General features: G+C 77.3%; 13 protein-coding genes and 1 pseudogene. 5 read left to right on the top strand and 9 right to left on the bottom strand.

The annotated features are described in order from the left end of the window. Nucleotides 1-18: 18 nt before the first annotated feature. The gene (ybaK, locus tag MHY85_RS03680; RefSeq protein ID WP_158374548.1) at nt 19-516 is read left to right on the top strand and encodes a Cys-tRNA(Pro) deacylase; all 498 of its coding nucleotides are present in this window, start codon (nt 19-21) and stop codon (nt 514-516) included. 31 nt (nt 517-547) lie between these two features. Here ybaK and MHY85_RS03675 read toward each other — a convergent pair. Both MHY85_RS03675 and MHY85_RS03670 read right to left on the bottom strand, forming a co-directional pair. Continuing rightward, nucleotides 548-1,279, bottom strand: a pseudogene (locus MHY85_RS03675) (ABC transporter permease). Between the two features lie 86 nt (nt 1,280-1,365). Then, nucleotides 1,366-2,358 (bottom strand): ABC transporter ATP-binding protein, encoded by a 993-nt coding sequence (locus tag MHY85_RS03670; RefSeq protein WP_239193345.1) that lies wholly within the window; start codon nt 2,356-2,358, stop codon nt 1,366-1,368. Between the two features lie 86 nt (nt 2,359-2,444). On the opposite strand from MHY85_RS03670, the gene MHY85_RS03665 reads away from it, so the two are divergent. Genes MHY85_RS03665 through MHY85_RS03650 form a run of 4 tightly spaced genes read left to right on the top strand, consistent with a single transcriptional unit; the run spans nt 2,445 to nt 5,019 of the window. Beyond that, nucleotides 2,445-3,455: a YafY family protein gene (locus MHY85_RS03665; protein ID WP_239193267.1), complete on the top strand. Its 1,011-nt coding sequence runs from the start codon at nt 2,445-2,447 to the stop codon at nt 3,453-3,455. 51 nt (nt 3,456-3,506) lie between these two features. Continuing rightward, the gene (locus MHY85_RS03660) at nt 3,507-4,280 is read left to right on the top strand and encodes a YggS family pyridoxal phosphate-dependent enzyme (protein WP_239193265.1); all 774 of its coding nucleotides are present in this window, start codon (nt 3,507-3,509) and stop codon (nt 4,278-4,280) included. Next, the gene (locus MHY85_RS03655) at nt 4,277-4,648 is read left to right on the top strand and encodes a DUF202 domain-containing protein (protein WP_239193263.1); all 372 of its coding nucleotides are present in this window, start codon (nt 4,277-4,279) and stop codon (nt 4,646-4,648) included. Before MHY85_RS03660 ends, MHY85_RS03655 begins: the two co-directional genes overlap by 4 nt. After that, entirely contained in the window at nt 4,645-5,019 is a 375-nt protein-coding gene (locus tag MHY85_RS03650) for a DUF202 domain-containing protein (RefSeq protein ID WP_239193261.1), read from the top strand. Before MHY85_RS03655 ends, MHY85_RS03650 begins: the two co-directional genes overlap by 4 nt. A gap of 57 nt (nt 5,020-5,076) precedes the next feature. On the opposite strand, the gene MHY85_RS03645 is transcribed toward MHY85_RS03650, so the two are convergent. The 7 genes from MHY85_RS03645 to cimA all read right to left on the bottom strand — a co-directional run bounded on the left by MHY85_RS03645 (nt 5,077) and on the right by cimA (nt 12,533). Then, a complete protein-coding gene (locus MHY85_RS03645) occupies nt 5,077-5,475 on the bottom strand; it encodes a YccF domain-containing protein (protein ID WP_239193259.1) in 399 nt (132 codons plus the stop codon). A 97-nt stretch (nt 5,476-5,572) separates the two neighbouring features. Further along, complete coding sequence (locus tag MHY85_RS03640) at nt 5,573-6,649, bottom strand: biotin/lipoate A/B protein ligase family protein (protein WP_239193257.1); 1,077 nt, start codon at nt 6,647-6,649, stop codon at nt 5,573-5,575. A 10-nt stretch (nt 6,650-6,659) separates the two neighbouring features. Then, nucleotides 6,660-7,469, bottom strand: a complete 810-nt coding sequence (erm, locus tag MHY85_RS03635) for a 23S ribosomal RNA methyltransferase Erm (protein WP_239193255.1) — start codon at nt 7,467-7,469, stop codon at nt 6,660-6,662. Between the two features lie 263 nt (nt 7,470-7,732). Next, the gene (locus MHY85_RS03630) at nt 7,733-8,611 is read right to left on the bottom strand and encodes an NAD(P)-dependent oxidoreductase (RefSeq protein ID WP_239193253.1); all 879 of its coding nucleotides are present in this window, start codon (nt 8,609-8,611) and stop codon (nt 7,733-7,735) included. 48 nt (nt 8,612-8,659) lie between these two features. After that, nucleotides 8,660-9,544 carry a sensor domain-containing protein gene (locus MHY85_RS03625; RefSeq protein WP_239193252.1) on the bottom strand — a complete coding sequence of 295 codons (885 nt, stop codon included), beginning with the start codon at nt 9,542-9,544 and terminating at the stop codon, nt 8,660-8,662. Nucleotides 9,545-9,584: 40 nt separating this feature from the next. Then, nucleotides 9,585-10,739, bottom strand: a complete 1,155-nt coding sequence (locus tag MHY85_RS03620; RefSeq protein ID WP_239193251.1) for a glycerate kinase — start codon at nt 10,737-10,739, stop codon at nt 9,585-9,587. A gap of 138 nt (nt 10,740-10,877) precedes the next feature. After that, on the bottom strand, nt 10,878-12,533 hold the full coding sequence (gene cimA, locus MHY85_RS03615) for a citramalate synthase (RefSeq protein ID WP_255731956.1): 1,656 nt from the start codon (nt 12,531-12,533) through the stop codon (nt 10,878-10,880). Nucleotides 12,534-12,545 lie beyond the last annotated feature (12 nt).

Raw genomic sequence — 12,545 nt, 5'->3', positions numbered from 1 at the left:
GCGCCCTAGGCTGGCCCGGTGAGCAGGTCCAAGAACGCGCCGTCCGGGACGCCCGCGCTCGTCGCGCTGGCCGCCGCCGGGGTCCCGCACACCGCGCACGCCTACGACCACGACCCTCGCAGCACGGTCGGCTACGGCCTGGAGGCCGCCGAGGTGCTGGGCATCGACCCGGAGCAGGTCTACAAGACCCTCATGGCATCGGTGGACGGGACGCTCACGGTCGCGGTGGTGCCCGTCGCGGGGAAGCTCGACCTCAAGGCGCTGGCGCACGCGGTCGGCGGCAAGAAGGCCGTGATGGCCGACCCCGCCGCCGCCGAGCGCGCGACCGGGTACGTCGTCGGCGGCATCTCCCCGCTCGGGCAGAAGACCGCGCACCCGACCGTCGTCGACGAGACCGTGCAGCTGTTCGACACCGTGTTCGTGTCCGGCGGCCGCCGGGGCCTCGACGTCGAGCTGGCCCCGGACGACCTGATCCGGCTGACGTCCGCGACGGTGGCGGACATCGCGCGCGGCTGACCGCCCGCGCGTCCGCCACCGCGCCGGACCGCTACCGCGCGCTCCGCGCCAGCGTCCGCACCCCCACCAGCAGCCCGAGCGCCGCGGTCAGCACCGCCGCCACCGCGCCCCACGCCACCGTCGCGGACGCCAGGTCCCCGGCGAACAGCGCGCGCTCGGCGTCCACGACGTACCGCAGCGGGTTGAGGTCCGCCGCGACCTGCATCCACCGCGGGCCGGTCTCCAGCGGCAGCAGCATCCCGGACAGGATGAGCAGCGGGAACAGCAGCGTCTGCTGCACGGCCCAGAACATCCAGTCCTGCTTCCGCACCGCGATCGCCAGGGCGTAGGACAGGGAGCCGATCCCGACGCCGAACACCGCGAGCAGCACCAGCCCGAGCACCGCGCCGGCCGGGCTGAACGAGAACCCGAACGGCAGCATCACGGCCACGACCACCACCGACTACGCGACGATCGGCACCATCTCCTTCCAGGACCGGCCGACCAGCTGCGCCGACCGGGCCAGCGGAGTGACGAGCAGCCGCTCGTGGGCGCCGGTCTGCATCTCGAACAGCAGGTTCGCCCCGGTGGTCGACGTGCCGAACAGCGTCGTCATCACGAGGATCCCGGGCACGAACCACGCCCAGACGTCCCCGCCGGGCAGCCCGTCGCCGACGGACCCGGCCAGCAGCGGCCCGAACAGGCCGAGGAACACGACGGGCTGGATCAGCCCGAACACGACGGAGAACGGGTCGCGCACGGTCGGCAGCAGCTCGCGGGTCATCACGAGCCAGGCGTCGCCCCACCAGGAGCGGGTCGCCTCGCGGGCGGGCAGGGTCTCGGCGGTCGGGGCCGAGGTCGTCGTCGCGGTCATGCCGCCACCTCCACGGGGTCGGTCGAGCGCGCGGCCCCCTCCTCGCGGAGGCTGCGGCCGGTGAGGGTCAGGAAGACGTCGTCGAGCGTGGGCTGGTGGCCCTCGGCCCGGGCGACGGCGAGCCCGCGCGCGCCGGCGGCGGCGAGCACGGCGGGCAGCGCGGTCGGGGCGTCGGCGACGCGGGCGCGGACCTCGGTCCCGTCGACCTCGACGTCGCGCGCGTCGGGCGCCCGGGCGGCGACCTCCGCGAGCGCCGGCGCGTCGGCCGGGTCGGCGGCCGCCAGCACCAGCCGGTCCCCCGCGAGCGTGTGCTTGAGCGCCGCGGCGGTGTCGTCCGCGATCACCCGGCCCTCGTCCACGACCACGACCCGCTCGGCCATCTGGTCGGCCTCGTCCAGGTAGTGCGTGGTGAGCACGACCGTCATCGCGTGCCGCTCCCGCAGCCGGAGGATGTGCTCCCACAGGTTGGCCCGGTTGTGCGGGTCGAGGCCCGTCGACGGCTCGTCCAGGAACAGCAGCCGCGGCGCGTGCACCAGGCCGAGCGCGACGTCGAGCCGCCGGCGCTGACCTCCGGACAGGTCGGACACCTTGCGGCGGGCCAGCGGCTCGAGGTCCAGCTGGTCCATGAGCTCCGCGGCGCGGCGGCGCGCGTCCCGGCGGTCGAGCCCGTAGATCGTGCCCTGCACGACGAGCTCGTCGGCGGCGCGCTGCGCGTGCCCCGCGCCGTTGCCCTGGCCGACGTAGCCGATCCGGCGCCGCACGGTCCCGGGCTCGCGGGCGACGTCCGCCCCGGCGACCTCCGCCGTGCCGGACGTCGGCGCGATGAGCGTCGTGAGCATCCGGATCGTGGTGGTCTTGCCGGCGCCGTTCGGGCCGAGCACGGCCACGAGCTCGCCCGGCGCGATGTCGAGGTCCAGGCCGCGCACGGCGTGCACCGTCGGCCCCTTGCCCCCGGCGAAGTCCTTGGTCAGTCCCCTGGTGCGGATCATGGCGGGTTCCCCTCTGCTGGTCATGGCACCCACCGTGGCGCGGGTAGCGGTCAGGTCCTGTCCGCTACCCGGAGCAGACTGGGCCCATGACCGCGATCCCCGATCTGGCCGACGCCCCGGCGACGCCGTCGTCGCGGCTGCTCGCGCTGCTGTCCCTGCTCCAGACCCGGCGCGACTGGCCGGGCGAGGTGCTCGCGGGCCGGCTCGGGGTCAGCCCGCGGACGGTCCGCCGCGACGTCGACCGGCTGCGCGCCCTCGGCTACCCCGTGCACGCCACCAAGGGCCCCGACGGCGGGTACCGGCTCGCGGCCGGGACGGCGATGCCGCCGTTGATGCTCGACGACGAGCAGGTGGTCGCCCTCACCGTCGCCCTGCAGACCGCGACCACGGGCGTCGACGGGCTGGACGACGCCGCCGCCCGGGCGCTGGCGACGCTCCGCCAGGTGCTGCCCGCGCGGCTGCGCGCGCGCGTCGAGGGGCTGGACGTCACCGCGGTGCGCCGGCCGGCCGACCCCGCCGAGGAGCACGTCGACACCGAGCGGCTGATGGCGGTCGGGGCCGCGATCCGGGCGCGGGAGGTGCTGCGGTTCGACTACCGGTCGCCCGCCGGCGACGGCGACCCGGACGGCCCGCCCCGCCGGGTCGAGCCGCACCACCTCGCCACCCGCGGGCGCCGCTGGTACCTGGTGGCCTGGGACCTGGACCGCCGCGACTGGCGCACGTTCCGCGTCGACCGGCTGCACCCGCGCACGCCCACCGGCCCGCGGTTCGAGCGCCGGGACCTGCCCGCCCGGGACGTCGCGACGTACCTGCAGCAGCAGTTCGCCGACGTCACGCAGCCGTGCCGCGGCGAGGCCGTCCTCGACGCGCCCGCGCCGCTGGTCGCGCGCTGGGCGGGACCGTCCGACGTGGTCGAGCCGCTCGACGCGGGCCGCTGCCGGGTGGTCGCCGGCTCGTGGTCCTGGGTCGGGCTGGCCGCGTGGCTCGGGATGTTCGACGTCCCGCTGCGCGTCGTCGGGCCGCCGGAGCTGCGCGTCGCGGCGCGGGACCTGGCCGGGCGGTACGCCGCCGGGGCCGGCGACCCGGCGCGCGCCTGACCTCCCGGGCGCCCGCCGTGCCGCTGCCCCCGAGCGATTAGGGTCGGGCACATGACCACGGGGGTGACCGAGCTGGCGGAGCGGCTGGCGCGCGTCCGCTCCCGGATCGCGGCCGCGGAGACCGCCGCCGGCCGTCCCGCGGGCTCCGTCCGGCTGCTGCTCGCGACCAAGACCCAGGACGCCGCGACGGTGCGCGCCGCCGTCCTGGCGGACATCGCCGGCGCCGCCACCACCGCGGGCACCGCCCGCCGGGTGCTGCTCGGCGAGAACCGGGTCCAGGAGCTCGTCGCGAAGGGTCCGGAGCTCGCCGACCTGGGGGCCGAGCTGCACCTGATCGGTCCGCTCCAGTCGAACAAGGTGAACGCCGCCCTGCGCTGGGCGACCTGCGTGCAGAGCGTCGACTCCCCGGCGCTGGCCGACCGGCTCGCGCGCCGCTGCGCCGAGACCGACCGCACCCTCGACGTCCTGGTGCAGGTCAACGTCTCCGGCGAGCCCACCAAGCACGGCGCCGCGCCGCAGGACGCGCTCGAGGTGGCCCGGGCCGTCGCCGGGCACGCGCGCCTGCGGCTGCGCGGGTTCATGACCGTCGGCGCGAACACCCCCGACGAGCACGCGGTGCGCGCCGGCTACGCGCTGCTGCGCGACCTGCGGGACAAGGTGGCCGGCAGCGGCGAGGCCGGCACCGCCGACGCCGTCGAGCTGTCGATGGGCATGAGCCGCGACCTGGAGGCCGCGGTGGCCGAGGGGGCGACGGTGGTGCGGGTCGGGACGGCGGTGTTCGGGGCGCGGCCGGCGGTGGCCGGCGCGCGGGGCCCGGCCGCGTGACCGCGCCCGCCGACCGCCGGTTCCCCCGGCGGGTCTACGCCCGCGGCACCGAGCCGGACGGCCGGTTCTCGCTGGCCAACGAGCGCACCTTCCTCGCCTGGGTCCGCACGGCGCTGGCGCTGCTGGCCGGTGGCGTCGCGCTGGAGGCGCTGGATCTGCCGGTGGAGCCGCGCCTGCGCCTCGCGGCCGCGGTCCTGCTGATCGGACTGGGCATCGCCGCACCCGTGCAGGCGTGGGTCGGCTGGGCGCGGGCCGAGCGGGCGCTGCGGGAGCGGCGTCCGCTGCCGGCGCCGGCGTTCAGCGGGCCGCTCGCGGCGGGCGTGGCCCTGGCGGGCGTGCTGGTGCTCCTCGGGCTGCTCCTGCGGTGAGCACCGCGGACCCGGTCCCGCCCGGCGCGCAGCCCGAGCGCACCGCGCTGGCATGGCGCCGCACCGCGCTGTCGGTCGCCGTCGGCTCGCTGGTCGCCGGCCGGGTGCTGGAGCCGTGGGCCGGACCGGCCGTGTGGGCGCTCACGGTGCTCGGGCTGGCGGGCGCGCTGGCGCTGGACCGGGCCGGGGCGCACCGCGCCGTCACGTGGGCCGGGGTCGTGGACGACGCGCACCCCGACCGCGGACCCGGCGCCGCGGTGCCCCACGACGCGCGCACCCCGGGCGGCGGGGCGCTCGGCGCGACCGCGCTGGCCACCGTGGCGCTCGGGGTGGCCGCGCTGGTCGCGGTGCTCCGGCACGCGGCGGGCTGAGGCCGCGCCGCGGGCTGAGGCCGCGCCGCGGGCTGGCGCGCGCCGGCCCGGCCGGGCTCAGTGCCCGTACGCCGCGAACGCCCGGTCGGTCGGCACGATCTCCTTGCCCAGCGGCACGAGCGACACCGGGATCATCTTGAGGTTCGCGATCGCCAGCGGGATGCCGACGATCGTCACCGCCTGCGCGACGGCGGTGGTCAGATGCCCGAGGACGAGCCACCAGCCGGCGACCAGGATCCAGATGACGTTGCCGATCGTCGACATCGCGCCGGCCGTCGGCCGGTCCACCACCGTGCGGCCGAACGGCCACAGCGCGTACGACGCCATGCGGAACGACGCGATGCCGAACGGGATGGTCACGATCAGCACGCAGCAGACGATGCCGGCGACCACGTAGCCGAGCGCGAGCCAGATGCCGCCGAACAGCAGCCAGATGATGTTGAGGAGCGCCTTCACCCGTCCAGCGTGGCAGGCCGCGGCCCGCCGGCGCATCCGGGGTCCCCCCGACCCGACCCTGGTCCCGGGGCGGGACCGGTCCGGGTCGCCGGCCCCGTCACGGCACGCGCGCGGTCCACTCCGGGTTGCCGAACTTCTCCTCGACGAGCTGCTGCGCCCGCTCGAGCTCCTCGGGACGCAGGTCGCCGTCCACGGTGCGGTACCGGGACCGGAAGTGCGCGATGAACGCGTCGATGACCTGCTCGCGCGGCAGGCCGGTCTGGGACCGCACCGGGTCGACCCGCTTGTTCGCGCTCGTGGTGCCCTTGTCGGACAGCTTCTCGCGACCGATCCGCAGCACCTCGAGCATCTTGTCCGCGTCGATGTCGTAGGCCATCGTCATGTGGTGCAGCACGGCGCCGCCGGCCAGGCGCTTCTGTGCCGAGCCGGCGATCTTGCCCGCCGGGGACGCGATGTCGTTCAGCCCGGAGAACGTCGCCCGGACGCCGACGTCGGCGAGCGCGCCGATCACCCAGTCGTCGAGGAACCGGTACGACTGCTCGAACGACAGGCCGTCCACCAGCGACGCCGGCACCACCAGCGAGAACGTGATGCAGTTGCCGGCCTCCATGAACATGGCGCCGCCGCCGGAGATCCGCCGCACCACGGTGACGTCGTGCTTGGCGACTCCCTCGGGGTCGACCTCGTTGCGCAGCGACTGGAACGAGCCGATGAACACGGCGCGCTCGTCCCACTCCCAGAACCGCAGCGTCGGGCCGCGCCGGCCGGCGGCGAGCTCCTCGGTCAGCACCTGGTCCAGCGCGCCGAGCACGGCCGGCGGCAGCGGGCCGGGGTGGATCAGCTCGAACGTGTGGTCCTGCCAGGACGTCGCGTGGCCGAGAGCGCGCCGCACGGCGATCGCCACCGCCTCGGGCGTGAACCCGACCATCTGCACCGGGGCGTCGAACCGGCCGTCGGCCTCGGCGCGGCGCAGGCCGTCCTCGATCGCCGTCGTCAGGTCGGCGACTCGTGCGTCCGCCGGGCGGCCGCGCAGGGACTCGTCGATGACCGCCAGGGCGGCGTCGGGCTCGAGGAAGAAGTCGCCGCTCACGCTCACCTCGGTGAGCGCGCCGCCTGCCACCTCCACGTCCGCTGCCACGAGCTTGCCGCCGGGGACCTTGTACTCGCCACGCACGACGTCGATCCTAGGCCCCTGACCGGCGTGGTCGCCGGTAGACGAAGGTCCCGGCTCGGCGCCGGGCGCCGAGCGCCCGCCACAGCGCCGCCCACTGCTCCGGGCGCAGGTCTCGGGGCAGCGCGCGCGGCGGTGCCCCCGCCTGCGCGAGCGCCCGCCGGGCCGTCGGCACCGGGACCCGCGCCGCCCGCGCCAGCACCTGGTCCAGACCGCGGCCCGCGCCGGTGAACACGGCGCCGACGAACCGCTGGTACTCGTCGCGCTCGCCCGGGTCGACCAGCGGGCGCGCCCGTCGGGCCACGGTCAGCAGCCCGCCGTCCACCGACGGCCGGGGCCGGAACGCGTCGGCGGGCACCCGGCCGTGCAGCGCGACCTCGAACCACGGGTCGGTCTGCGCGGTCAGCAGCGTCCGCCCGCCGACTCCGGCGCGCTTGCGCGCGACCTCCCACTGGGTCAGCAGCACCGCGTGCCGCCAGCGACCGTGGTGCAGCAGCCGGCGCAGCAGCGGCGTCGTGAGGTGGAACGGGATGTTGCCGACCACCACCGGCCGGTCCAGCGGCACGCGCAGCGCGTCCGCGCACAGCACGGTGGCGCCGGGCGCGCGGGCGCGCAGCCGGTCGGCGCGCCGCGGGTCGACCTCGACCGCGAGCAGGTCGCGGCCGAGCGCGGCGAGCGGCCGGGTCAGCGCGCCGTCGCCCGCCCCGATCTCGAGGACGGGTCCGTCCGTGGCGCCGACCAGGGCGACGACGGCGTCGACGGTCGGGCGGTGGTGCAGGAAGTTCTGGCCGAGCTCGTGCCGGCCGCCGTGGGGGTGTCGCACGGGAGGTGCTCCAGTCGCTGGCAGGACGGAGCACCCGGAGGGGCGGAAGGTGGGTTCGGCCCGGCTCCGGGTGCTCGGGGCATCCGGAGGAGGCGACCGGTCGGACGTCCGGCCGCGCTCAGGCGGCCCAGGGGCGTGCGACGGCCGCGGCGGCCGTGCTGCTCAGCGTTCCCATGCGGGCGACGGTACGGGGCCCGCGGGCCCGGGCGCACCGGGTTTTCCGGGGCGCGCACCGGGCCACGGTCAGGGCGCTCGCGCCGACGTCAGCCCTCCGTCGAGGTGTAGTAGGTCGCCGCCATGTCCTCGTCGGTGCGGCCCTGCGCCGCCGCGCGGTCCAGGCGCGCGGCGAACGCCTCGGCGCCGTCCAGGCGCAGCCCCCGCTCGCGCGCCGCGGCCACGATCAGCCGCGCGTCCTTGCCGGACGTCCCCACGGCGAACGCCGCCGGGCTCAGCCGGTCCTGCCGGATCAGGTCGGTCTTCACCCGGAGGAACGGGGTGTCCAGCGGGCCGCCGTCGAGCACCTCGAAGAACCGGTCGGGGTCGACGCCCAGCGCCTCCGCGAGCGCGAGCACCTCGCCCGCGGCGTTCGCGACGGTGATGACCCAGCTGTTCACCACGAGCTTGAGCCGGGTCGCGGAGCCCGCCGCCGCGTCCTCGCCGGTCCAGACGGTGCGCGCGCCGACGGCGTCGAGCACAGGGGCCACGACGTCCCGCGCGGCGAGCGACCCGGCCGCGATCACGACCAGCGTCCCGGCTTCCGCGGGCTGCCGGGTGCCGGACACGGGCGCCTCGACGAACGTCACGCCGAGCTCGTCCGCGAGCGCCGCGAGCGCCGGGGTGTCGTCCACGCCGACCGTCGTCGACTGCAGCCACACCGCCCCCCGGCGCAGGCCCGGCCCGGCCTGCCGGATCACCTCGTCCACCGCGGCGCCGTCGTGCAGCATCGTGAGCACCACGTCGGCGCCGTCGACCGCCTCGGCCGGCGAGCCCGCGACGGTGGCGCCGTCGGCGGCCAGCGGCTCGGCCTTCGGCGCGCTGCGGTTCCACACCCGCACGGTGTGCCCCGCCCGCAGCAGGTTGCGCGCCATCGCCGCGCCCATGATCCCGGTGCCCAGCACCGCCACCGTCCGTGCGTCGCTCATGGGACCCATCCTGGCCCCGGCGGCGGGCCCGGGCTCGCGGGGGCCCGGTCAGCCCAGCCCGGCCAGCGCCCGCTGCGCGCTGCTGCGGGACACCTCGACCAGCGTCGCCGCGTCGGCCGGCTCGGTCGCCGGGTCCACCCCGGACGCGGTGGTCGTCACCAGGGCGTTGCCCGCCAGGGCGGTCACCTCGACCTCCGGGCTCGTGGCGCCCTCGGCGGCGAGCGTGAGGCGCCGCACGACAGTCGGCACCGCGCCGTCCTCGGTCTCGGGGGGCTCCGCGGTCCAGGCCCCGCCGTCCGTGCCGGGGTTCGTCTGCTGGTAGGCGGGGCAGTCCTCGAGCGTGCCCACGAGCTCGTCGAACGCCGTCCGCGCCGCCGCCGCGTCGGGCAGCACGAGCACCGACTGGACCACGGTCACGGCGTCCCCGCTCGCGAACCGGAGCAGGAACACGTCCGGCTCGTGGGACGTGGTCGTGACCGCAGGGGTGCAGGAGGACGGGTCGACGGTCGACCGCTCGGGCAGGCCCCAGCGCGCCTCCTCGGCATCCGCAAGGAACTGGCCCGCGGCCAGGGGCACCGCGGCGGCGAGCTCGTCGACGGTGAGGAACAGCGCGGGCGCCGACCCGGCGTCGAACGCGGTCTCGTCGGCCGCGGGCGCTGACGGGGCGGTCGGGGACGGCGTCGCGGCGCCCGTGTCCGTGGGCGTGGCGGTCGCGGCCGGGCCCTCGTCGCGCGGCTGCGGCGCGGGGGCCCAGGGCCGCCACGCGAGCAGCACGCCCGCGGCGACCGCGAGGACCAGGACCAGCAGCCAGGGCCACGCGCGGTCCCGGCGGGGCGCGGCCCCGCCGGGCGCGTGGCCGTCGGGCGCGGGGCGACCCGGCACGGGCCCACCCGGGGCACCAGGACCGGAGGGCGGGGTCGCGGGCTCCGTCATCGGGGACTCTCCTCGGCCGGGTGCGCTGTCCCGCGCCACGCTATTGCGGCGCGCCGCCGGGCGCGACAGGGCGGCGCGCTGCGGCCACCAGGCGCGTGACCTGCGCCGCCGTGGCGCGGAGGTCCGCGGCGGTCGTCGCGGGGTCGAGCGCGTCCGCGAGCGGCAGCGGCCGCGGGTGCACCGGCAGCACCGCGTCGAACGGCCCGGTCGGGTCGTCCGCGGCGAGGTCGACGGCGCCCGCGAGCGCCACCACCACGGCGCCCGCCGCGCGCCCGAGGGCCGCCACCCCCGCCGGCGTCTTGCCGCGCGCCGTCTGCGCGTCGACCCGCCCCTCACCGGTCAGCACCAGGTCCGCGCCCGCGACCGCGTCCGCGAGGCCGACGGCCCGCGCCACGTAGCCGAACCCGGCCTCCCGCCGGGCGCCGAGCGCCAGCAGCGCCGCGCCCAGCCCGCCCGCGGCTCCGGCCCCCGGCAGGTCCGCGACGGGGTGCCCGTGCGCCGCGAGCGCCGCACCCCACGCGGTCAGCCGGCCGTCGAGGTGCGCCACCTGCTCCGGCGTCGCGCCCTTCTGCGGCCCGAACACGTGCGCCGCGCCGGCGGGCCCGTGCAGCGGGCTGTCGACGTCGGTCAGCACGACGAGGTCGACTCCGCCCAGGTCCGGCAGCGCGTCCAGCACTCCGAACCGCCAGAGCGGGTTCACCCCGGGGGCTGCCACCGGCTCGCCGGCGTCGTCCCGCACCCGCGCACCGAGCCCGACGAGGAGCCCGATCCCGCCGTCCGTGCACGCGGTGCCGCCGAGCGCGACGACCACCCGGCGCACCCCGCGGTCGACGGCGTGCCGGACCAGCAGCCCGAGCCCCGCCGACCCGGCGCGCGGGGGCAGGTCGGGACCGACGTCCACCTGCCCGAGCCCGACGCAGGAGGCGGCCTCGAGCACGGCCGTCTCGCCGCCGTCGAGCAGCGCGTACGCGGCGTCGACCGGCCGGCCGACCGCGTCGACGACCGGTGCGACCACCCGGCGCCCGGGGGTGGCGGAGAGCAGCGCGTCCACGGTGCCCTCCCCGCCGTCGGCGACCGGCACCACCCGCACCTGGGCGTCCGGTGCCGCGGCGCGCACGCCCGCGGCGACGGCCTCCCCGGCGTCCGCGCTGGAGAGGCACCCCTTGAACGCGTCCACCGCGACGACGACCCTCACGCCCCCACCTTGCCCGCCACCCCCGCCGAGATGGCAACTCTCGGCTGTGCGCGGACCCCCGGGCGCAGCCGAGAGTTGCCATCTCGGCGAACGCGGGCTGCGCGGCGCGGCGCGGCGCGGCGCGGCGCGGCGCGTGCGTCAGCGCGGCGCGATGCCGCGGTTCCGCAGGCCCCAGATCGCCGAGTCCGTCAGCGCCTCCCAGGACGCCTCGATCAGGTTCGGCCCGACGCCCACGGTGCTCCAGGCCGTCTGGCCGTCCGTCGTCTCGATGAGCACCCGGGTCACCGCGTCGGTGCCGTGCATGGCGTCGAGGATGCGCACCTTGAAGTCGATCAGCTCGAAGGCGGCCAGCTCGGGGTACACCCGCTGCAGCGCGAGCCGCAGCGCGTGGTCCAGGGCGTTGACGGGGCCGTTGCCCTCGCCGGTGGCGACGATCCGCTCGCCGCCCGCGTGCAGCTTGACGGTGGCCTCGGCGGTCGCCGGCGTGCCGCGGGAGCCGGCGCGCTCGACGATGGCCCGCCAGGACTCGACCCGGAAGTACGCCGGCCGGGCGCCGTCGACCTCCTCGGCGAGCAGCAGCTCGAACGACGCGTCGGCGGCGTCGTAGGTGTACCCCTGCGCCTCGGCGTCCTTGACCCGGTTGGTGACCCGGGTCAGCACCTCGTCCTGCCCGGCGAGGTCGAAGCCGAGCTCGCGGCCCTTGAGCTCGATCGACGCCCGGCCCGCCATCTCGGACACCAGCATCCGCATGTCGTTGCCGACGGCCTGCGGGTCGATGTGCTGGTAGAGGTCGGGGTCGACCCGGATCGCCGAGGCGTGCAGCCCGGCCTTGTGCGCGAACGCGCTCGCGCCGACGTACGGCTGACGCGCGAACGGCGCGATGTTGGTGATCTCGCTGATCTGGTGCGCGATCCGGGTCATCTCGCCGAGGCCGCCCGGGCGGTCGGCCGGCGGGACCAGCACGCTGCGGCCGGTCTTGAGCTCGAGGTTGGCGACGGTCGCGAGCAGGTCGGCGTTGCCGGTGCGCTCGCCGTAGCCGTTGACGGTGCCCTGCAGGTGCACGGCGCCGGCCTCGACCGCCGCGAGCGAGTTCGCCACCGCGCAGCCCGAGTCGTTGTGCGCGTGCACCCCGAGCCGGGTCAGGGCGTCGGCGGTGCCGAGCGCGGCGCGCAGGTCGCGGACGACCTCGGTCACCTGGAACGGCAGCATCCCCCCGTTGGTGTCGCAGAGGACGACGGTCTCCGCACCGGCCTCGACCGCCGCCAGCACGACGTCCCGCGCGTAGCCCGGGTCGAACCGGAAGCCGTCGAAGAAGTGCTCGGCGTCGACGACGACCCGGCGGCCCTCGCCGACCAGCAGCCGCACGGAGTCGGCGACCATCGCGAGGTTCTCGGGCCCGGTGGTCCGGAGCGCGCGCTCGACGTGGCGCGAGTCGGACTTGGCGACGAGCGTGACGACCGGCGCCTCGGAGTCGAGCAGCGCGCGCAGCTGCGGGTCGTCCCACGCCCGCACGCCCGGCTTGCGGGTCGCGCCGAACGCGGCGAGCACCGCGTGCCGGAGGTCGAGCTCCTTGGCGGCGCGGGCGAAGAACTCGGTGTCCTTGGGGATCGCGCCCGGCCAGCCGCCCTCGATGTAGCCCACGCCGAGGTCGTCCAGCAGCGGGGCGATCGCCAGCTTGTCGGCGACCGAGAGGTTCATGCCCTCCTGCTGGGCGCCGTCGCGCAGCGTGGTGTCGTAGACGTCGAACGCCGCGGGCCCGCCGGGGGCGGGGTGGGCCGCGCCACCGCGGGGCAGGGTGGCGCGGCC

This window comes from Cellulomonas sp. ACRRI (assembly GCF_022346185.1).
GTDB lineage: Bacteria > Actinomycetota > Actinomycetes > Actinomycetales > Cellulomonadaceae > Cellulomonas.
Note: the sequence above shows the minus strand (reverse complement) of the source record. Positions and strands in the feature narration are given on the sequence as shown.